Source organism: Pseudomonas sp. ADAK13, from assembly GCF_012935715.1.
Lineage (GTDB): Bacteria > Pseudomonadota > Gammaproteobacteria > Pseudomonadales > Pseudomonadaceae > Aquipseudomonas.
The window spans coordinates 5,613,925-5,634,053 of record NZ_CP052860.1 but is presented as its reverse complement, the minus strand read 5'-3'; the positions used below and the strand labels follow the sequence as shown (position 1 = coordinate 5,634,053).

The 20,129-nt window shown below is 62.0% G+C and carries 17 protein-coding genes; 11 read left to right on the top strand and 6 right to left on the bottom strand.

What is annotated here, in order from left to right; translation table 11 throughout:
- Positions 1 to 101 precede the first annotated feature (101 nt).
- From HKK54_RS26015 to HKK54_RS25985, 7 genes are all read left to right on the top strand, one after another.
- Positions 102 to 1,004, top strand: coding sequence for an AraC family transcriptional regulator (locus tag HKK54_RS26015; protein ID WP_010169525.1), 903 nt, complete (start codon positions 102 to 104; stop codon positions 1,002 to 1,004).
- Positions 1,005 to 1,139: 135 nt separating this feature from the next.
- Positions 1,140 to 3,368: a TonB-dependent siderophore receptor gene (locus tag HKK54_RS26010; protein ID WP_169388298.1), complete on the top strand. Its 2,229-nt coding sequence runs from the start codon at positions 1,140 to 1,142 to the stop codon at positions 3,366 to 3,368.
- 26 nt (positions 3,369 to 3,394) lie between these two features.
- Positions 3,395 to 4,222 carry a PepSY-associated TM helix domain-containing protein gene (locus HKK54_RS26005; RefSeq protein WP_237150993.1) on the top strand — a complete coding sequence of 276 codons (828 nt, stop codon included), beginning with the start codon at positions 3,395 to 3,397 and terminating at the stop codon, positions 4,220 to 4,222.
- Positions 4,222 to 5,337, top strand: a complete 1,116-nt coding sequence (locus HKK54_RS26000; protein ID WP_169388296.1) for an ABC transporter substrate-binding protein — start codon at positions 4,222 to 4,224, stop codon at positions 5,335 to 5,337. The genes HKK54_RS26005 and HKK54_RS26000 overlap by 1 nt, the downstream gene beginning before the upstream one ends.
- Positions 5,334 to 6,401: a FecCD family ABC transporter permease gene (locus tag HKK54_RS25995; RefSeq protein WP_442962312.1), complete on the top strand. Its 1,068-nt coding sequence runs from the start codon at positions 5,334 to 5,336 to the stop codon at positions 6,399 to 6,401. Before HKK54_RS26000 ends, HKK54_RS25995 begins: the two co-directional genes overlap by 4 nt.
- Before the next feature lie 26 nt (positions 6,402 to 6,427).
- Positions 6,428 to 7,207: an ABC transporter ATP-binding protein gene (locus tag HKK54_RS25990; protein WP_169388295.1), complete on the top strand. Its 780-nt coding sequence runs from the start codon at positions 6,428 to 6,430 to the stop codon at positions 7,205 to 7,207.
- A gap of 3 nt (positions 7,208 to 7,210) precedes the next feature.
- The gene (locus HKK54_RS25985) at positions 7,211 to 8,419 is read left to right on the top strand and encodes an MFS transporter (protein ID WP_010169534.1); all 1,209 of its coding nucleotides are present in this window, start codon (positions 7,211 to 7,213) and stop codon (positions 8,417 to 8,419) included.
- 3 nt (positions 8,420 to 8,422) lie between these two features.
- Here the strand turns inward: HKK54_RS25985 and pssA are convergent, their stop codons facing one another.
- Positions 8,423 to 9,766, bottom strand: coding sequence for a CDP-diacylglycerol--serine O-phosphatidyltransferase (gene pssA / locus HKK54_RS25980; RefSeq protein WP_010169536.1), 1,344 nt, complete (start codon positions 9,764 to 9,766; stop codon positions 8,423 to 8,425).
- 125 nt (positions 9,767 to 9,891) lie between these two features.
- On the opposite strand from pssA, the gene HKK54_RS25975 reads away from it, so the two are divergent.
- Positions 9,892 to 10,443 (top strand): TetR/AcrR family transcriptional regulator, encoded by a 552-nt coding sequence (locus tag HKK54_RS25975; protein WP_010169538.1) that lies wholly within the window; start codon positions 9,892 to 9,894, stop codon positions 10,441 to 10,443.
- Positions 10,444 to 10,479: 36 nt separating this feature from the next.
- The gene (locus HKK54_RS25970; protein ID WP_010169540.1) at positions 10,480 to 10,959 is read left to right on the top strand and encodes a nuclear transport factor 2 family protein; all 480 of its coding nucleotides are present in this window, start codon (positions 10,480 to 10,482) and stop codon (positions 10,957 to 10,959) included.
- A 44-nt stretch (positions 10,960 to 11,003) separates the two neighbouring features.
- On the opposite strand, the gene HKK54_RS25965 is transcribed toward HKK54_RS25970, so the two are convergent.
- Positions 11,004 to 12,164 (bottom strand): PQQ-dependent sugar dehydrogenase, encoded by a 1,161-nt coding sequence (locus tag HKK54_RS25965; RefSeq protein ID WP_169388294.1) that lies wholly within the window; start codon positions 12,162 to 12,164, stop codon positions 11,004 to 11,006.
- 30 nt (positions 12,165 to 12,194) lie between these two features.
- On the bottom strand, positions 12,195 to 12,515 hold the full coding sequence (locus HKK54_RS25960; RefSeq protein WP_010169544.1) for a hypothetical protein: 321 nt from the start codon (positions 12,513 to 12,515) through the stop codon (positions 12,195 to 12,197).
- A 198-nt stretch (positions 12,516 to 12,713) separates the two neighbouring features.
- Here HKK54_RS25960 and ku point away from each other — a divergent pair, with 198 nt between their 5' ends.
- Both ku and ligD read left to right on the top strand, forming a co-directional pair.
- Positions 12,714 to 13,550, top strand: a complete 837-nt coding sequence (ku, locus tag HKK54_RS25955; protein WP_010169546.1) for a non-homologous end joining protein Ku — start codon at positions 12,714 to 12,716, stop codon at positions 13,548 to 13,550.
- 11 nt (positions 13,551 to 13,561) lie between these two features.
- A complete protein-coding gene (gene ligD, locus HKK54_RS25950) occupies positions 13,562 to 16,060 on the top strand; it encodes a DNA ligase D (protein WP_169388293.1) in 2,499 nt (832 codons plus the stop codon).
- 18 nt (positions 16,061 to 16,078) lie between these two features.
- On the opposite strand, the gene lpxO is transcribed toward ligD, so the two are convergent.
- From lpxO to HKK54_RS25935, 3 genes are all read right to left on the bottom strand, one after another.
- Complete coding sequence (gene lpxO, locus HKK54_RS25945; protein ID WP_169388292.1) at positions 16,079 to 16,978, bottom strand: lipid A hydroxylase LpxO; 900 nt, start codon at positions 16,976 to 16,978, stop codon at positions 16,079 to 16,081.
- Positions 16,979 to 17,240: 262 nt separating this feature from the next.
- Complete coding sequence (locus HKK54_RS25940; RefSeq protein ID WP_169388291.1) at positions 17,241 to 18,584, bottom strand: Wzz/FepE/Etk N-terminal domain-containing protein; 1,344 nt, start codon at positions 18,582 to 18,584, stop codon at positions 17,241 to 17,243.
- A 544-nt stretch (positions 18,585 to 19,128) separates the two neighbouring features.
- The gene (locus tag HKK54_RS25935; protein WP_169388290.1) at positions 19,129 to 19,941 is read right to left on the bottom strand and encodes a class I SAM-dependent methyltransferase; all 813 of its coding nucleotides are present in this window, start codon (positions 19,939 to 19,941) and stop codon (positions 19,129 to 19,131) included.
- Positions 19,942 to 20,129 lie beyond the last annotated feature (188 nt).

Genomic DNA, 20,129 nt, shown 5'->3' with positions numbered 1-20,129 from the left:
CGGGATCTGTGCTTTTCGCTAAAGGATAATCATTCTTAATTACAGGTAAGAAATTTCCTGCTAGCGTATGGCCCTCTTTTCCGGTTCACAGGGAGTCCGCCATGCTCAGCCCTCACGCTGCGCCGCTACCGACCCAAAGGGATTTCACCCTCAATTTTCCCAACACCTTGAACACCGGTGCCGCTACCGTCGTGCCGGAGATCACTCTGTCCGCCGGGACGGTGTTGATGGACAGCCAGATGTGGATGCAGGAACCCCTGTGGCAGGGTTTGAAGATCATCCTGGTGCTCAGCGGCCAGCTCAATTGCCGGGTCGAAGGCCAGCAGGAAGTCGAGATTCGCGGGCCCACCCTGTGCGCCGTGGCCAACCAGGGTGAACATTGTGGCGACCACCTGTTCGCCAGTGGCGTGCCGGTGCGCTACACCACCGTGCAGCTGGATTTCCCGTCGATTCGCAGCGTCGGCCTCGAGCCGGAACGCCTGCTGGATAAACGCGGCGGTGGGCCGATGATGTTCTGCCAGCCCGCCAGCAAACCATTGCTGGCCCTCGCCCAACAGATTTTCACCTGCCCGTTGCAGGGCCCTGCCCGCTCCTTCTATCTGGGTGGCAAGGCGCTGGAACTGACGGCACTCGGGGTGGAAGGCATCCTCGCGCAAACCGAGTCGCGCCCGGTGCAGGAATCCCATTGCAATTCGGCCGATATCGAACGCATTCATGCGGCGCGCGACCTGTTGCTCGGTTCGCTGCAGGCTTCGCCCTCACTGGCCGAGTTGTCTCGCGCAGTCGGCCTGAACCCGCGCAAATTGACTGCGGGCTTTCGTCAGGTATTCGGCACCAGTGTCTACGTGTACTTGCAGGAACAGCGCCTGGCCGAAGCCTATCGGCTGCTGGCCAGTGGCGAGACCAATGTCTCCAGCGCAGCCTACCGCGTAGGTTACAGCCCGGCGCATTTCTCCACGGCGTTTCGCAAGCGCTTCGGGGTTTCGCCCAAGGCGTTGCGCTGAGGATTTTGTAAAAGTTCCTGCCCCGCCTCGCAAACGAAAGAAATGGTCGCTCGACCCAAAGCAATAGCCCTGCGTCACACTGCCTAGATGAGATACGTTTGCATTCGCATTAAACACCTCATCATGGAGTGAAGCATGGGCACCCGCGTTCTGTACCGAGACACCCCAGGTTTGCCAGTCGATATCGCAGTCCCGCTCTTGAAGTCCAATCGCAAGCCCTTGGCAACCCTGATCCATGGCGTGGCCCTGGGCCTGTCGCTGAGCCAGATGAGTCACGTGCTGGCCGCCGAGGCCGACACCGATCACGCCGTGGTGCTCGACAGCAGCGTGGTCACCGGCACCCAGGCCGACAGCCCTACCGGGCAACAGACCGGTTACGTGGCCAAGCGCAGCCTCAGCGGGACCAAGACCGACACGGCCCTGAATGAAATCCCTCAGTCGATTTCAGTGGTCACCCGTGACCAGATGGACGCGCAGCAGGTGCAATCGGTCAGCGAAGCGTTGCGCTACACCGCCGGCGTGCAAGCCAACACCACCGCCGCCAGCCAGCGCTTCGACAACCTCTCGATTCGCGGCTTTGACGTGACCAGCACCGGCATGTTGCGTGACGGTTTGCGCGGCACCACCACCCAGGCGTGGCCGAAAGCCGAAGCGTATGGCCTGGAACGCATCGACGTGCTCAAGGGCCCGGCCTCGGTGTTGTTCGGCCAGAACGCGCCGGGCGGCGTGGTCAACCAGATCAGCAAGCGGCCCCTGGACCAGCCGTTCCATGAAGTGCAGATCCAGGGCGGCAGCTTCGACCGTGCCCAGGGCCAGTTCGATTTCAGCGGGCCGCTGGATGACCAGGGCCAGTTCCTCTATCGCCTGGTGGGCCTGGAACGCAGCAGCGGCACCCAGTTCGATCACATCAAGGACGACAAGACCTTCATCGCACCGTCCTTCACCTGGCGACCGAATGACGACACCAGCCTGACCGTGCTGGCCGACTACACCGAGGATGAATTCGGCGCGCCACGGGTATTTTTACCCACCGTGGGCACCCTCAAGCCCAACCCGAACGGCAAGGTCAAACACAACGTCTTCCTCGACGAGCCGGGCCTGGACAATGGCCGCACCCAATACTCCCTGGGTTATTTGCTGGAACATCGCATCAACGATGTGTGGAGCCTGAACTCCAGCGCACGTTATGGCCACGTCAACCTGCTGACCAATACCGCCAGCGGCATGTCCCTGGCACCGGACCTGCGCACCTTGAACCGCGCCGCCTACCGTTTCCGCATCGTCGGCGACGTGTACTCCCTGGACAACAATGCCCAGGCCCGCTGGAACCTCGGCGAGGTGCAGATGCTGTCGCTGCTGGGGGTCGATTACCGGCGTACCCGTGAGGACTATTACCTCAACGCCGGCCGCGCGTCTTCGATCGACGTCTACAACCCGGTGCACGGCGGCGTGTTCGCACCGAACACGCCATTCGCCAGCACCTTGCAACGCGCCGACCAGACCGGGCTCTACGCCCAGCAACAGATGACGTTCAACGACCGCTGGGTACTGACCGTCGGCGGTCGCCAGGATCACTCCAGCGCACGCACCGACAACCGCCTGACCGACACCGGGCAGAAGCAGGACGACAACAAGTTCACCTACCGTGCGGGCCTGGTTTACCTGGCCGATAACGGCCTGTCGCCGTACATCAGCTACGCCACCTCGTTCGACCCCGTGCTGGGCACGGACTTCTACGGCACCACGTTCAAACCGAGCACCGCCAAACAGTCGGAAGTCGGCATCAAGTACCAGCCGCCCGGTATCGACAGCTACATCACCCTGTCGCTGTTCGACCTGACCCAGCAGAACGTCAAGACCACCGACCCCACCAACCCGCTCAATAGCGTGCAGACCGGTGAAGTCAACGTGCGCGGGGTGGAACTGGAGGGCAAGGCCAGCCTCGCCAAGGGCCTCGACCTGCTGGCGACCCTGACCTACAACGACGCCGAAGTCAGCAAGAGCAACAACCCGCTGGAAAAAGGCAACCGCCCCACCGACACCCCGGAAAAAATGGCGTCGCTGTGGGCCGACTACACGCTGCCGTTCGGCCCGCTGACCGGGCTCGGGTTTGGCGTCGGCCTGCGCTATATCGGCTCCACCGAAGCCGACGCCGCCAACACCTTGAGCGTGCCCTCCTACACCTTGCTCGACGCGGCGGTGCACTACGATTTCGACACGTTGATCCCGGCGGCCAAGGGCCTGCGCCTGGCAGTGAACGCCACCAACCTGACCGACAAGCACTATTACGAAGGCTGCTCCCTCTCCAGTTGCAGTGCCGGGTATGACCGCAGTGTCATCGCCAGCCTGCGTTATCGCTGGTAACCGCTATGCGTGGGTGGTGGCTTCGTGTGCATCGCTGGCTGGCGCTGAGCGTCGGCCTGTTGCTGGCGCTGATCGGCTTGAGTGGCGCGCTGCTGGAACTCAAGGGGCCGATCCTGCGCTGGGAAGTCGGCAGCCAGGCCCTGGACCTGGCCCCGGGTGAGCACGGCCCGGTGCTGGACGACGGGCAGTGGATCAGCGCAGCGATGAGCGCGTACCCGCAGTTCCAGAAAGCCTTTGGCGCCGCAAAGCCGCGCCAGGGCTTCCTCGAATCGGACAACGCGATTGTGTTCGGTGCGCTCAAGGATCGGCCCGGCATCGGCATCGCCATGATCGATCCCTACAGCGCCGAGCCTCGCGCGTTCTTTGTCTTCGATGACCTGTGGCTGGCAAAACTGGTGGCGTTGCACCGGGCACTCCTGTTACCGCCGCCGCTTGGCGCCATCGCCCTGTTTGCCTGTGGCCTGGTGCTGCTGGGTTCGGTGGGCAGCGGCCTGTACCTGTGGTGGCCGGGGCGGCGCAGCTGGTGGAAAGCCGCCAGCCTGCGCCCCGGCAGCCAGGGCCAACGCCGGCTGCGCGAATGGCACAACGTCGCGGCAGCCTGGCTGTGCCTGCCATTGGCGGTGATTGCCGGCAGCGGCGCCTGGCTGGCCCGGCCCGACTGGTTTGTCGCCAACCCCGTCGCGCTCAAGCCGTTGTTCTCCGCGGCCCACGGGCACCTGCTGCTGGGGTTGCCCGGTGCGGCCCTGGCGTTTCTCTGCGGCCTGGCATTGCCGCTGCTCTATCTCACCGGGCTGTTGTTGTGGTGGCGCAAACGCGCCCGCCGCCTGCACCCCACCGTTCAAGGAAATCTTTGATGAAACACCTCCCGTTGTTGCAACGCAGCCTGCTGCTGGGCCTCGGCCTGTTGATGAGCGGCCTGGCCTGCGCCCACACCGTCACAGACCTGGCAGGTCGCAAGGTCGACGTGCCGGACAAGGTCTCGCATATCCTGCTGGGCGAAGGCCGGATGATCTACTCGTTGTCATTGCTGGAAGGCAAGAACCCGTTTACCCGCATCGCCGGCTGGCAAGGGGATTTTCGCGGGCTGGATGTGCAGGGTTACGCCGCCTTCCAGAAGCACTTTCCCGAAGCCGACAATGTGCCCCTGGTAGGCGGCACTTCCGCCGAGACCTTCAGCGTGGAAAAAGCCCTGGCGGTGCACCCGGACCTGGCGATCATGGCCTTGAGCGGCGGCCATGGCCCGAGCCCCGACAGTGAAGCGGTCAAGCAGTTGGAAGCGGCCGGCGTGGCGGTGATCTTCGTCGACTTCAGCGACCATCCGTTGAGCAACACCGTGCCGAGCATGCGCCTGCTGGGCCAGGCCCTGGACCGTAATCAGCAGGCCGAGGACTACATCGCGTTTTACCAGGCCGCGCTGGCGAAGGTCACCGACACCCTGGCCAAGGCCGGGACGGTAAAACGGCCGAAGATCTTTATCGACATGCTGGCCGGCCTGCAGGATTGCTGCGGCTCACCGGGCACCGGCAACTTCGGGGAAATGATCAAGCTCGCTGGCGGCCAGAACATTGCCGACGGGCGCATTCCCGGCCCGATCGGCACGCTGAACGTCGAGTACATCCTGTCCAGTGACCCCGATGTGTACGTCGCCACCGGCGTGTTCGGCCACGGCCAGGGCGGCGTGACCCTCGGTTATTCGGCCACACCGCAGCAGGCCAACGACAGCCTCAGGCAAGTGGCCCATCGCGCGCCGCTGAATGAACTGCGGGCGGTGCGCGAAGGCAATGTGCATGGCCTGTGGCATATCTTCTACGACTCGCCGGAACACTTGATCGCGGTGCAGGCCCTGGCCAAGTGGCTGCACCCGGACCTGTTCGCCGACCTTGATCCGGAACAGACCCGCGCCGAACTGTACCGGCGCTTTATGCCGATCCCGGCCAGCGGCGTGTTCACCACGAGCCTCGTGCCGTGACGCAGGTGCAGGCCTGTGAAAGTGCCAATAACGCAGGTGAGCGCTATCGCCATCGCCATGGACGGCGGGTGTTGCTGCTGTCGGTACTGGCGTTGGCGCTGGTGGTTTCCCTGGCGGTGGACATCACCACCGGCCCTTCCGGCATGAGCCTGACGCGCCTGCTGCAGGTGCTGTGGGACCCGGCCTCCATGCCGCGGGTGGAAGCGGTGATCGTATGGAACGTACGCCTGCCCTACGCGCTGATGGCGGTGCTGGTGGGCGCGGCCCTGGCCCTGGCGGGGGCGGAAATGCAGACGGTGCTGGATAACCCGCTGGCCAGCCCGTTCACCCTCGGTGTTTCAGCGGCGGCAGCCTTTGGGGCGGCCCTGGCCATCGTGCTGGGGCTCGGCATTCCTGGCGTGCCGGCGCAGTACCTGATTTCGGCCAACGCTTTTCTGTTCGCCCTGGCCTCGGTGGCGCTGCTGTACCTGTTGGCACGCTGGCGTGGGTTTGGCGTGGAAAGCCTGGTGCTGTTCGGGATTGCCCTGGTGTTTGCGTTCAACGCGCTGGTGGCGCTGCTGCAGTTTGTGGCGAGCCAGGACAGCCTTCAGCAACTGGTGTTCTGGACCCTGGGCAGCCTGGCCCGGGCATCCTGGGAAAAGCTCGGGATTCTCGCCGCCGCGTTGCTGCTGTGCCTGCCGTTTTCTCTGCGTCAGAGCTGGGCGTTGACCGCCCTGACCCTGGGAGAAGAGCGCGCCCGCAGCTTCGGGATTGATGTGGGTCGCCTGCGGGTGCTGTCGCTGCTGCGCATCAGCCTGCTGTCGGCACTGGCGGTGTCGTTTGTCGGCACCATCGGTTTTATCGGGCTGATTGCCCCGCATATCGCGCGGCTACTGGTGGGGGAAGATCATCGCTTGTTTTTGCCTGCGAGCGTGCTCAGTGGCGGCTTGATCCTGTCGATGGCGTCGATCGCCAGCAAGGCGCTGATGCCCGGCGTGCTGATCCCCGTGGGGATTGTCACCGCGCTGGTGGGGATTCCGTTTTTCATGGCGATTGTGATGCGTAACCGCCGAGGTGTTCTGTGACCGGACTAAGCACACATGAATTGAGCATGCACTACGGCAGCCGCAGCGTGCTCCACGACATCCACCTGCCGGCCCTGCTGCCTGGCAGCATCACCGCGCTGATCGGCCCCAACGCCGCCGGCAAGTCGACCTTGTTGCGGGGTATCGCCGGGCTGCACAAGGCCCGTGGCCAGATCTGGCTGGACGGCACCGACCTCAACCGCCTGCCGCAAGTCGAGCGCGCGCAACAGGTGGTGTACCTGCCCCAGAGCCTGCCGGAACGCACGCGCTTGTGCGCCTTCGAAGCGGTGTTGAGTGCGGCCATGGCCGGGCACCGTGGCGCCGGTTTTGCGCCAGGGCGACCGAGCCCGGCGGTGCTCAAGGGCGTTGAAAAAATCCTCGCCGACCTCGACCTGACCGCCCTTGCCGACCGCCCGATCGATGCGCTTTCCGGTGGCCAGCGCCAACTTGTGGGGCTGGCCCAGGCCCTGGTGCGTCAGCCTAAAGTGCTGCTATTGGACGAACCCACCAGCGCCCTCGACCTGTATCACCAGTGCCAGGTGGTGGAAGCCATCACCCAGGCGACGCGCGAACGCAACCTGATCACCCTGGTGGTGGTGCACGACATCAACCTCGCCCTGGGCTTCAGTGACCAGGTGGTGGTGTTGCACAATGGCCAACTGGCCGCTGCCGGGCCACCGCAAGCGGTGATCAACCAAGCGTTGCTCAAGGACGTCTATGGTGTGAGTGGCCGCCTTGAACAGGTACATGGCCGCCCGCTGGTGATGGTCGACGCACGACTGCCCTTTTCCCCTGCCCTTGGATAACCCATGAACAGCTCCCAAGACGCTGCACTTGCGACGTTGCACACTGACCGCCCGTTCAACCTGCGCCCGCTGCTGTTGGCCAACATGGCCTGCACCATGGCGATGATGGCGTTTGTCTCGCTGATTGGCCCGATCGCGAGGATTCTCGGCCTGGCCACCTGGCAGGCGGGCGCGGCGGTCACCGTGTCCGGGGTGATCTGGATGCTCCTGGCCCGCCCGTGGGGCCAGGCCAGTGACCGTCTCGGCCGACGTCGCGTGCTGTTGCTCGGCACCGGCGGTTTTACCCTGGCGTACTGGGCGCTCTGCGTATTTATCGATGCGTCCCTGCAACTGCTGCCGTCGGCCATGCTGGCGTTTATCGGGCTGATTCTGGGGCGCGGCCTGATCGGCGTGTTCTACGCCGCGATTCCGGTGGGCGGGTATGCGCTGGTGGCCGACAACATCGAGCCCGAGCACCGGGCCAAGGCCATGGCTTCCCTGGGCGCCGCCAACGCCTGCGGCCTGGTGCTGGGCCCGGCGATTGCCGCGCTGTTGGCGCGTCACAGCCTGAGCCTGCCGTTTTACGTGATGGCAGTGCTGCCCATGCTGGGCTTTCTGGTGCTGCTGGCCAAACTGCCACGCCAGGAGTTACACCTCAAGCAGCCGCCCAAGCCGGTCAACCTGTCGGACCCACGGCTGCGTCGCCCGCTGGTGGTGGCGTTTGTCGCGATGCTGTGTGTGTCGATTGCACAGATAACCGTGGGCTTTTTCGCGCTGGACCGTCTGAAGATGAACCCGGCCGATGCTGCACAAACCGCCGGCATTGCCCTGACCATGGTCGGGCTGGCGCTGATCTGCTCGCAACTGCTGGTGCGCAAACTGGAGTGGCCGCCGCTGCGGATGATTCGCGTGGGCGCCGTGGTGTCGGCCCTGGGCTTTGCCGGCAGCATGTTTGCTGACACGGCCTGGATCCTGTGGCTGTGCTTCTTTGTGTCTGCCGCCGGCATGGGTTGGATCTTCCCGTCCTTTGCGGCATTGGCGGCGAATGCGGTGGATGCCTCGGAACAGGGCGCCACGGCCGGTTCGGTGGGTGCAGCCCAAGGCCTGGGCGTGGTAGTCGGGCCGCTGGCCGGGACCTTGATCTACGCGGTCGAGCCGCGCCTGCCCTACCTGGTGGCGGCCGCGCTGCTGCTGTTGATTGCGTGCTGGCCGGCTGCACGGCAACCGGCCTGAGGCTTACAGAATGCGGTAGAGCAACCGCTCGATTCGCACCCGGCTGACCCGACGCAGAAACTTGCCGACGGCCGCCGGGTACTCCACCAGGGTTTCCAGTTGCTGGTAGCGTTCGATACGCGAGGTGTGCTGGAAAATCTGCGCCAGTTCAGTACGCCGAGGCACCACCCATTCACCCTTGGGATCGTCGATCAGCAGGGCGTTTTCCAGGTCGAGGCGAAACGCCCGCGGGTTGATGTTGTTGCCGGTCAGCAAGGTGTAGCGCTGGTCGACCCACATGCCCTTGAGGTGGTAGGTGTTGTCGCCGTCGCGCCACAGGTGCAGGTTCAACTGGCCGCTGTCGATCATGCGCTGGTGGCGCTTGGCAAAGCGTCGCAGGCTGATTTCATAGAGATACGGCAACGCGGCGATAACCTTGAACGGCTCGCTCGGCGGGATGTAGAAGTCGTTGGCGGTCTTGTCGCCGACAATGATGTCGATCTTCACCCCGCGCGCCAGGGCGCGGTTGATTTCCCGCGTCACCGGCAGCGGCAGGTTGAAGTACGGCGTGCAAATGGTCAGCTGGTGCTGGGCGCTCGCGATCAGCTCGCAGATCACCCGGCTCAGGGGGTTGTTCTTGCACACGCCCAGCAAGGGGCTGACCGACAGGTTGCCGTTGGGCAACTGCCCCGCCGTGGTGTCATACACCGCGTGTTTCAGGCGGCTGCGCAGGTCGCCGATGTCGTTGCGCAGGCTGCGGGTGGTCGGCGGGTTGGGCAGGTCCAGGCGATGCACCGCCTTGGCGGCTACCAGGCCGTGTTCCACCAGGTGCTGCATCGAGTCGGCCAGCGCCTTGTTGTGGATCAGGTGGTAGCGGTCATAACGGTATTTGTCGAACTTGTGCAGGTACACGTTGTTCAGGCTGGCACCGCTGTACAGCACGCTGTCATCGATCACAAAGCCCTTGAGGTGCAGCACGCCGAACAGCTCGCGGGTTTGCACCGGCACGCCGTACACCGGCACTTCGGTGCTGTGGGACTGGGTCATGGCCTGGTACCAGGCACTGTTGCCCGGTTGCTTGCCGGCCCCGATCAGGCCGCGCTGGGCACGCAGCGAGTCAACCACCACCACGATGTCCAGCCCGGGCCGCCGGGCCTTGGCAGCGTGCAACGCGTCGTAGATCTCTTGCCCCGCTTCATCCTGCTGCAGGTACAGCGCCACGATGTAGATACGCTGGGTGGCCTGGGAAATTTTCTCCAGCAGGCACCGGCGGTACTCGGCCGCGCCGGACAGCACGTCGATCGCCTCGGGTGTGAGGGGAAAACCGCGCAGCTTGGGCAACAGGGAGCGTTTGAATAACGACGGCATAGGGCTCGCAATGGGTCGAATCCGAAGGACTCGAGAGCTTACACCATGGGCTGGCTCAGGTCTTCCCGCCCAGGGTTAAAAATAATTAATTGACCAAGGAGAACGATCGTTCTACTGTAGTTCACATGAACGATATTACTCGCGACATTATTCTCGACGTTACCGAAAAGTTGATCTACCGAAACGGCATCGCTGCCACCGGCATGGATCTTCTGGTGAAAACCGCCGGCGTCTCCAGAAAGAGCGTCTACCGCTATTTTGCCAATAAGGACGAACTGGTGATCGCCGCCTTGCAGCGCCGTGACGAGCGCTGGATGCACTGGCTGCGCAGCGAAGTGGAACACCACGCCACCACGGGCGAGCGCCTGCTGGGCGTGTTCAGTGCACTGAAGACCTGGTTCGGCTCCGACGACTTTCGCGGTTGCGCCTTCATCAACACCAGCGGCGAAACCGGCGACCCGCAAGACCCGGTGCGCCTGCTGGCCAAGGCCCACAAACAGAAACTGTTCGAGTACGCCCTCGAACTGTGTCAAGCACATGGCACCCCCGACCCGGAACGCCAGGCCGCGCACCTGCTGATCCTGATTGATGGCGCCATTACCGTTGCCCTGGTGATGGGCGACACAACCGCTGCCGATAATGCGCAATCCATGGCGCGAACCTTATTGGCACTTTGACCCAACGTTCATTTGAACCTGCCCAGGAGCCGTCCCATGTCCTCCACCCCTGAAATACGCCCGCCGTTGCCGCCGTTCACCCGCGAATCGGCGATTGAAAAGGTTCGCCTGGCCGAAGACGGCTGGAACTCCCGTGACCCGCAACGAGTGTCCCTGGCATATACCCTGGATACCCAATGGCGCAACCGCGCCGAGTTCGCCCACAACCGCGAAGAAGCCAAGGGCTTCCTGACCCGTAAATGGGCCAAGGAACTGGATTACCGGTTGATCAAGGAACTGTGGGCGTTTACCGGCAACCGCATTGCGGTGCGCTATGCCTATGAATGGCACGACGACTCCGGCAACTGGTTCCGCTCCTACGGCAACGAGAACTGGGAGTTTGATGAGAATGGCTTGATGGCGAACCGGTTTGCCTGCATCAACGACCTGCCGATCAAGGAAAGCGAGCGCAAGTTCCACTGGCCGCTGGGCCGGCGTCCGGATGAGCACCCGGGGTTGTCGCAGCTGGGCCTCTAAACGGTAAGCCGCAAGCTTGAAGCTTCAAGCTTGCGGCTGATGACTCAATCCTGATTCAACCCCACCCGATACAACACACCCTTATCTTCATCCGTCAGTACATACAGGTAGCCGTCCGGCCCCTGGCGCACATCGCGGATGCGCGCTTTCAAGCCGCCCAGCAGGCGCTCTTCGTGGATGACCTTGTCACCGTCGAACTGCAAACGAATCAGCTCCTGGCTGACCAGTGCGCCAATAAACACGTTGTGCTGCCAGGCCTTGAACCGGTCGGCATCGTAGAACGCCATGCTACTCACACCCGGGGACTTTTCCCATACGTGGTGCGGTGGAACGGTGCCTTCGGCCGTCTTGCCCTTGGCCTCGGGAATCGGCGTCAGGGAATAGTTGATGCCATGGGTTGCCAGTGGCCAGCCGTAGTTTTTCCCGCGCTCGATGATGTTGATTTCATCCCCGCCACGCGGACCGTGTTCGTTTTCCCACAGCGTGCCGCTCCACGGGTTCAGTGCCGCGCCCTGGGGGTTGCGCTGGCCATAGGACCAGATTTCCGGTCGCACGCCTTCCTGACCCACAAAGGGGTTGTCTTCCGGCACACGGCCGTCAGGGAAGATCCGCACCACCTTGCCTTGCAGCTTGTCGAGGTCCTGGGCGGTGGGGCGATCGTTGTTCTCCCCCAGGGTCACGAACAGGTAGCCGTCGCGGTCAAACACCAGCCGTGAACCGAAGTGATTGCCCGTGGACAGCTTGGGCTCCTGGCGCAGGATCACCTTGAAGTCTTGCAGGCCGGTGAGGTCATCGCTCAAGCGCCCGCGCCCGACTGCCGTGCCGGCCGTGCCGTTCTCGCCGCCGCCTTCGGCGTAAGACAGATACACCAGGCGGTCCTCCTTGAAGTCGGGCGACAGCACCACGTCGAGCAGGCCGCCCTGCCCCTTGGCAAATACCTTCGGCACGCCACTCAACGGCGCGGACAGTTTGCCGTCCGGGCTGACGAAGCGCAGGTTGCCGGGGCGTTCGGTGACCAGGAAGCCTTGTTTGTCCGGCAGGAACGCCACCGCCCACGGGTGATCCAGGCCCTTGGCAACCGGGGTGACCGTGATACTCCCCTGCTCGCTGGGGAACTGTTGGGTGTCGGCCGCCGAAACGGGCAGCGCCAGGGGCAGCAAGGCAGCGGCGCAGAAGGTCGCTAGAAGGGTTTTGCGTAGAAACATACGGTGGGTTTCCTTGTCGTCTTTACACACTCAATCGCCGCGATTGCCATTGGCGTCGCGCGTGGGGGCTTTGGGCTGGATGGCCGGTGGGGTCTGCGCGCCGTCGCGGCGCTGGACACTGTTGCCGATGCCGCCGTTTTGCAGGGTGGGCGGCCGTTGGGCCGGCGGGATAAAGGTGCCCCGCGCAGCCGGCGCGTTGGGCTGGGTGCCCTGCATGCTGTTGGGGTTGGCCTGGTGGATGGGGCCGTTGTAGGGGTTATTGCTCCTGCCGGGCAGGTTTTGCGCCTGTGCCAGCGAGCTCAAGGCCAGGCCCAACGCCAATACGGCAAGGTTACGCAAACGGGTGTTCATGACAAAGCCTCTCTGGGCGCGAGTAGTACGTGCTTTCGATAACACGCTACGCCTTGGGTTCGGCTTTGGTAACTAAATAGTTTCTCATCAGGTGTAACACGATCTGTCTGAAACACCGCTGCCAGCCGGCTGGCCGGGGAAACTTTTGCCGAATCCACCGTGTCACCTGAAGACCCCCACACTTTCAGGAATACCGACATGCCACGGGCTATCTGGAAAGGCGCAATCAGTTTCGGCTTGGTGCACATCCCGGTGTCGCTGGTCTCGGCAACATCCTCCCAAGGTGTCGACTTCGACTGGCTGGACAAGCGCAGCATGGACCCGGTGGGTTACAAGCGCGTCAACAAGGCCACCGGCAAAGAGGTCACCAAGGACAACATCGTCAAGGGCGTGGCCTACGAGAAAGGCCGCTACGTGATCCTCAGCGAAGACGAAATCCGCTCGGCCCACCCCAAGTCGACCCAGACCATCGAAATCATCGCGTTTGTGGCCAGCGATCAAATCCCGCTGCAGAACATCGACACGCCCTACTTCCTGGCACCCGACAAGCGCGGCGGCAAGGTCTACGCGCTGTTGCGCGAAACCCTGAAGAAAACCCGCAAGGTCGCCCTGGCCAACGTGGTGCTGCACACCAAGCAACACCTGGCAGCGTTGATGCCACTGGAGTCGGCCCTGGTGCTGGTGATGCTGCGCTGGCCCGCCGAGGTGCGCGGCCTGGACGAGCTGGAACTGGGCAGCGACGTGACCAAGCCAACCCTGGCCAAGGGCGAACTGGACATGGCCAAGCGGCTGGTGGAAGACATGAGCGCCGACTGGCAGCCCGACGAATACCGCGACAGCTTCCAGGACAAGATCATGGCGTTGGTGGCGAAGAAGGCCAAGGCCGGCAAGATCGAAGACGTGGAGTCCAGCGAGGGCGTGGATGAGCGCAAATCCGCCGACGTGATTGATTTGACGGAACTGCTCAAACGCAGCCTGGCCGGCAAGAGCCCGGCGAAGAAACCGGCCGCGAAAAAAACCCGCAAGGCTTCATGAGGTAGACCACCATGGCCAAGCCCCTGAGTGAATACAACGCCAAGCGCGACTTCGATGTAACCGCCGAACCTGCCGGCAGCGCGCCACGCGGCCGGAACCGGGCGCAGGCCCTGTCGTTTGTGATTCAGAAGCACGACGCCCGCAACCTGCATTATGACTTTCGCCTGGAACTCGATGGCGTGCTCAAAAGCTGGGCGGTGCCCAAGGGCCCGAGCCTCGACCCGAGCCAGAAGCGCCTCGCGGTGCACGTGGAAGACCACCCGTTGGGCTACGGCAGTTTCGAGGGCAGCATTCCGGCCGGCCAATACGGTGCCGGCGATGTGATCGTGTGGGATCGCGGCGTGTGGCAGCCCCACGACGATCCGCGCCAAGCCTACGCGGCAGGCAAGCTTAAATTCACCCTGATCGGCGAAAAGCTCGCGGGCGACTGGACGCTGGTGCGTACCCGCCTCAAGGGCAGCGGAGACAAGGAGCAATGGCTGCTGATCAAGGAAAACGATCAGCAGGCGCGCCCGGTGGCTGACTACGATGTGGTCCGGGCCGAACCGAAAAGCGTGCTGAGCGATGCGACCGTGGGACGTGCGAAAAAGCCGGCAGCGCCAAAGAAAACCACCCGCAAAGCTTCCACCGCCCTGCCCGACCAGTTCACCCCACAGTTGGCGACACTGGTGGACCGTGCGCCGGACGGCGACTGGGTGTACGAGATCAAGTTCGACGGCTACCGGATCCTCGCGCGCATTCAAGGGGGTGAGGTGCGGCTGTTCACCCGCAATGGCCATGACTGGACCGATCGCCTGCCGCGCCAGGCCAAGGCCCTGGAGGCCCTGAAACTCAAGGACAGCTGGCTCGACGGCGAGGTCGTCAGCTTGAACGCCGAGGGTTTGCCGGACTTCCAGGCGCTGCAGAACGCGTTTGATATCGGCCGCAGCCTGGACATCGTCTATTACCTGTTTGATGCGCCGTTTCTGGAAGGCCGTGACCAGCGGGAAGCTGGCGTTGAAACCCGGCGTGCCGCGTTGAAGGACGTGCTGAACCGCAGCAGAAGCAAGCTGCTGCGTTTCTCCGAATCCTTTGCCGCCCACCACCGGGACATCTTCGAAAGCGCCTGTGACCTGGCCCTGGAGGGCGTGATCGGAAAACGGGCCGGCAGCCCTTACCTCTCCAAGCGCAGCCCGGACTGGATCAAGCTCAAGTGCCGGCTGCGCCAGGAGTTCGTGATCATCGGCTTCACTCGCCCGCAGGGCTCACGCAGCGGTTTTGGCGCGCTGTTGCTGGCCGTGAATGACGACACCGGCCTGGTGTATGCCGGGCGCGTGGGAACGGGTTTTGATCAGGCCACGCTGAAAAAGATCAGCGCACAGCTGAAGGCGCTGGAGCGCGAGGCTTCACCGCTGGCCAAACCGCTGACCAGTGCCCAGGCGCGCGGCGTGCATTGGGTTGCACCGCAGTTGGTGGGCGAAGTGCAATTTGCCGAATGGACCCGCGAAGGCGTGGTGCGCCAGGCAGCATTTGTCGGGCTGCGTAGCGACAAGCCGGCGGAGCAGATCGTTCACGAGCAGCCGCGGGCGGCCAAGTCGCTGAAGGAAAAACCCCGCAAAAAGACCGCTGAAACCCGCTCGGTCGCGGGCGTCAGGATTACCCATCCCGACCGGGTCATCGACGTTCAAAGCGGCACCCAAAAACTTCAGTTGGCGCAGTTCTACGAGGGCATCAGCACGTGGATCCAGCCCTTTTTACGCCACCGCCCCGCGTCCTTGCTGAGGGCGCCGGAAGGTATCGCGGGCGAGCAGTTTTTCCAGAAGCATTCCGAGCGCCTGGCAATTCCGAATATCAAGCAATTGGATCAGGCCCTGGACCCGGGCCATGCACGGCTGATGGAAATCGACAGCCCCGCCGCACTGATCGGTGCGGTGCAAATGGGCACCGTGGAGTTACACACCTGGGGCGCCACCGCTGACAAGATCGAAACCCCCGACCTGTTTGTGCTCGACCTTGACCCGGACCCGGCGCTGCCGTGGAAAAGCATGGTGGAGGCCGCGCAACTGACCTTGTCGGTGCTGGATGAGTTGGGCCTTGAAGCGTTCGTCAAGACCAGTGGTGGCAAAGGCCTGCACCTGGTAGTGCCGCTGGCACGCCGGGATGACTGGGACACCGTAAAAGCCTTCGCCAAGGCGATCGCCCAGTTCATGACGGAGCAACTGCCGGAGCGTTTCACCGCGACCTCAGGCCCGAAAAATCGCGTCGGCAAGATCTTTATCGACTACCTACGCAACGCCCGGGGTGCCAGCACGGTCGCGGCCTACTCGGTGCGCGCACGGCCGGGCCTGCCGGTGTCGGTGCCGGTGAGTCGCGATGAATTGAAGGGGTTACACGGCGCGCAGCAATGGACGGTGGCCAATCTGCATGAACGCTTGCAGGGTTTGAAGAAGGACCCGTGGGCGGGTTATGCCAACCGGCAGAAAATCAGCAAGAAAATGTGGGACAAGTTGGGAGCGCACCCGCCAGGCTGATGCGCTCCGCGGCCTGATTCAGATCAGGATAAAGATCAACGCCAAACCGGCGAAGATCGCCCACTTTTCCAGGTAGTAACGGGTGCGGTTGCGCTTCTTCAGCTCCTTGCCCCGCAGGCGAATCTTGTACAGGCGGGTAAACGCGCGGTTCAGGCCACCGGTCTTGTCACCGGCGTCGTTGGGCGACCCGGCGGCCGCCATCACGTTACGGCTGAACCAGCGGTTGAAGGCAGCTGCCCAGCGGTACTTCATCGGGCGCTCGATATCGCAGAACAGAATGATCCGGTTCTGCGCCGTGGTGTTTTCGGCGTAGTGGATAAACGTCTCGTCAAACATCACCGGCTCGCCATCGCGCCAGTAGTAGTTTTCACCATCCACGTTGATGTAGCAGCCCGGGTCGTTCGGCGTGTCGAGGCCCAGGTGGTAACGGTAGGAACCGGCGTACGGGTCACGATGGCGTACCAGCTTGGAGCCCGGTGGCAGCTCGGCAAACATCGCGGCCTTGATCGAACCAATGCTTTGCACCAGCTCCGTGGTGCGCGGGCACAGCTTCATCGCCGAAGGATGGCTGTCGCCGTACCATTTCAAATAGAAACGCTTCCAGCCCGACTTGAAGAACGAGTTGAAACCCACGTCGTTGTATTGCTCGGAGCGTTTGATCTCGCCTGCGCGCAGCAGGTTCTGGCCTTCCTGGCGGATCTCTTCCCAATGCTCCTGGAGCGGGCTCAGGTCAGGAAAGTCGCTGGGGGACAGGTACGGTCGGCTGGGCAGTTTGGAGAAGAGGTAGAGAAAACAGTTCACCGGAGCCAGGAAGGTCGAGTGATCGCTGAGCTGGCGGCCCAGCTTGTGTCGCACCCGGCCACGCAGGTGAACATACGCAATGGAGAGAACGTAGAGAGCAACAATGATGAGTTTCAAGGTATTCGTCACAAGTCAGAAGAGAACAGGCTGCTCCTGCGTGCCCACGACGGCCGAGGATTGAAGATGCAGCACCTGAAATCACAATTCACAAACAGGCGGCACGACGGGCTGGGTGACAATCCGGTCATGGCCATTGGCAGCTATTTTAGCCACACTTTGTAACCAAAGGTTAATCAAGAATTGTGAAAAGGTGTCCTTTGAGTGTGCTGGACAGCGCGGGAGCGGGCTTGCCAGACAGCAAGCCCGCGGGCGGAGGGCGTTAACTATGCGGTTCATCATCCTTGCGTGGACGCTGGGAAAACCGATTGTCGTCCTGCAGCGAATAAGCCACAGCTTCACGACGGGTCAAGACGAAATGACGGCCCAGCGCTATCAACACACCCACCGCCAACCCTGCAACCAGGCTCAGCAGGATAACCAGGGCTTTTTTAGGCTTGATCGGGCTGAGCGGCTCTTGGGCACGCCGGTCGATAGTGACCAGTTTCAAGGCGCTCATGTCGATGTTGAGGCCGCGCAACCGCGCGACTTCCGCTCGTAATGGTTCAACATCCTGCAAGAAAATGTCTTCATTCCCGCGCTTTTTCAGTACTTCCACTTCGCGGTTGACCTGCAGCATCTGCAACTCTTTACCAATCTGTGCAATGCGACTGTTGGTAAAGTCATCGTTGGTGCGCGCCTGCAGGGCCGTACGCTCCGCCTCAAGCGCCTCTGTACCCAGGAAGTACAGCGGGATTTTCTGATTATTGACCTCGGTGCGCATCACTTGATTCGAGCCGCTACGCGAGGCGTCCGCCATCGAGGAGGGGGTAGTCGGTGTCTTGATGCCCATCGATTTGGCAATGGAGATGGCCTCAGCCAGCTCTGCCAGTCGATCCGTTCTCTCGATTTTCATCTGCAAGCGCAGGGCAACCAACTCGTCCTCCAACTGGGCCCGCTTGAGCCGGTCGGCTTCAAGCAGCTTGGCAATCTTGGACTCCTTATCGGTTTCGTAATTGGAACGCGCCGCGTCAATCTTGCCCTTGAGTTCGTTCAAGCGGTTATTGACGATCACCTTCAGGTCAGCACCGACTTGGGCTCGTTCCGAATCAATGGCGTAATCCACAAAACCGTTGAGAATCGCCACCCCGTCAATGTCTCTGGGGTACTGCAACTCAAGCCGGATATAGTTGCTCAGGGAGTCGGCTTTTTTAGGATCAGGCAGGCTCAGGCTGATGGAGTTTCGGTTGAACTCTTCAAAACTCTGCTCCAGGCTTTGCCCAGGCTTCTGGACCGCCTTGAACAGGTCCTCGTGGGTTTTAAAGAACCCCAGGCGGGCTTCGTAGGAATCCAGCTGTGCCCCCACCTTGTTCAGGGCGTCGGCCGGGGGCAGCTTATAGACCTCGGAGCGGTTCAGTGCGTCCAGTTCGTTGATGGCGGCGGGACGTAGCACGCTACTGACCTGATATTCCCGCGGTGCCAGAAATGCGTACCCCACCCCCAGGACACCCGCCAGAATCGTACACCCCAGCACCACCTTTTTTTGCCGCCAGATACCGTGAAACACTTCAAACAGATCAATTTCGTCCGATGCCGCATGAGCTTGGAGCCGAGGAGTTTTATTCAAAACTGATACACCTTAAAAAAGTCGACAGTCAACGGCCGCACATGTTCATGAAATACTGAATAACCATGCGTAAATCAGGGACAACGCCCTGTACACCCAACACACACGGTCTATCGATGGTCATCGGACCACTCCAGACCTGGAAAAGTCCCACGCGAGTAGAGATTGTTTTCCTTCAGATACTTAGATGTCATTCCCGATGCGCTGAGCGTAGACCAGCTTGTAAAGAATGGTGTCCGAAGCGGGCTACAAAATAGCGCTAAATACTCGGGATTATTAGGAAATCTCGTACGCAGATTTGAGAATTCAGACAATTCTCACAAAATCGTTTCAGTTAGGCCTTCAGACAGGGTTAACCCATGGCCTTGACTGGTCATTTCTTAACCAAAAAAAAATTTAAAGGCTGCCGGACAGACAAAAAAAAGCCCGCGATGAGGGCGGGCCAAGGTGTTCACTGGAGTAGGTCGCCTTCACCCTACAGGTCGATAAGTGAAGGCCATGTGAAAACCATGTCGCAAGAACAGGTTGCCGGCCTGGCAGCCAGTCAGGCTGGGCGCTTGATGGCGGTCAGCGTGTAGCACAGCGGCAGTTGGGCGGGCTGGTGTTCATACTGGTCGTAGAGTTCCTCGCGATTGGAATGCGCGAACTCTTGCAGATGGCTGATCTGCAACCCGGCGGCGATGGCACCGCTGACGATCGTCCCCAATGTGTGCACAAACCAGTAGGAAGCCGCGGCAACCGCTTCGGTATCACCCTCGTAGACGATGGCCTCCTGTTGCACGAAAGGCTCGCGCTGAAAGTACGAACTCACCGGCAGCATCGGGTTGGGCGCCGTCGGGTCGAACACTTCCAGGAACGGATGGGTTTCGTAAATCACCAGGCTGCCGCCCGGCTTCAGGGTGCTGGCGACATGGGCCATGAACAGCGCAATGTCCGGCATCCAGTTCAGTACGCCGATGGTGATCAAGGCAACATCGAAGCGCTCGGTCAAGCCACGGGGCAAATGGTGAATGTCGGCCTCGATGAATTCAGCCTCGTACGGCGAAGCCTCGGCCAACTCGCGGGCTTGTTGCAGAAAGGCTTCCGACTGATCTATCCCCACCACCGTGCGTGCACCCAGCCCGAACAACGACAGGCTTTCCCGCCCGTTGTTACAGCCCAGTTGCACCACGTCCTTGCCCTCCACGCCGACCTTGAGCAGCAATGCGGTCAAGGTCGGGTCCAGCCGCGAGAAGCCGGGCTTGGCCACGTCCTCAAGCAAGGCTTTCCAGTGGGCGGTGTTTTTATGCAGCCTGGCGGATTCGTTCCAGGCGTCCTTGTTGCCGGAAATGGCCTCTTGGGCCGACACCATGTCCATTGCGTCTCCAAAACGTTCGAGTCATTGCGACAAATAAGAGGTTCGCCCTACAACAAAAGCCTCGCCATCCCTGAACCGGTAAAGAGCCTTCACTGTAGGGCGAACGGACGGAAAATAAGCCAGGCTTATGGGATGTTCAACTGTTAACCATAAATTCCCCTGAAAAAACGCCTTTCAGCGCTATTTTT

Bases quoted from the DNA above. Each gene is read 5' to 3' on its own strand.
- HKK54_RS26015 (WP_010169525.1), top strand. From the start codon at position 102: ATGCTCAGCCCTCACGCTGCGCCGCTACCGACCCAAAGGGATTTCACC.
- HKK54_RS26010 (WP_169388298.1), top strand. From the start codon at position 1,140: ATGGGCACCCGCGTTCTGTACCGAGACACCCCAGGTTTGCCAGTCGAT.
- HKK54_RS26000 (WP_169388296.1), top strand. From the start codon at position 4,222: ATGAAACACCTCCCGTTGTTGCAACGCAGCCTGCTGCTGGGCCTCGGC.
- HKK54_RS25990 (WP_169388295.1), top strand. From the start codon at position 6,428: ATGCACTACGGCAGCCGCAGCGTGCTCCACGACATCCACCTGCCGGCC.
- HKK54_RS25985 (WP_010169534.1), top strand. From the start codon at position 7,211: ATGAACAGCTCCCAAGACGCTGCACTTGCGACGTTGCACACTGACCGC.
- pssA (WP_010169536.1), bottom strand. From the start codon at position 9,766: ATGCCGTCGTTATTCAAACGCTCCCTGTTGCCCAAGCTGCGCGGTTTT.
- HKK54_RS25975 (WP_010169538.1), top strand. From the start codon at position 9,892: ATGAACGATATTACTCGCGACATTATTCTCGACGTTACCGAAAAGTTG.
- HKK54_RS25970 (WP_010169540.1), top strand. From the start codon at position 10,480: ATGTCCTCCACCCCTGAAATACGCCCGCCGTTGCCGCCGTTCACCCGC.
- HKK54_RS25965 (WP_169388294.1), bottom strand. From the start codon at position 12,164: ATGTTTCTACGCAAAACCCTTCTAGCGACCTTCTGCGCCGCTGCCTTG.
- HKK54_RS25960 (WP_010169544.1), bottom strand. From the start codon at position 12,515: ATGAACACCCGTTTGCGTAACCTTGCCGTATTGGCGTTGGGCCTGGCC.
- ku (WP_010169546.1), top strand. From the start codon at position 12,714: ATGCCACGGGCTATCTGGAAAGGCGCAATCAGTTTCGGCTTGGTGCAC.
- ligD (WP_169388293.1), top strand. From the start codon at position 13,562: ATGGCCAAGCCCCTGAGTGAATACAACGCCAAGCGCGACTTCGATGTA.
- HKK54_RS25935 (WP_169388290.1), bottom strand. From the start codon at position 19,941: ATGGACATGGTGTCGGCCCAAGAGGCCATTTCCGGCAACAAGGACGCC.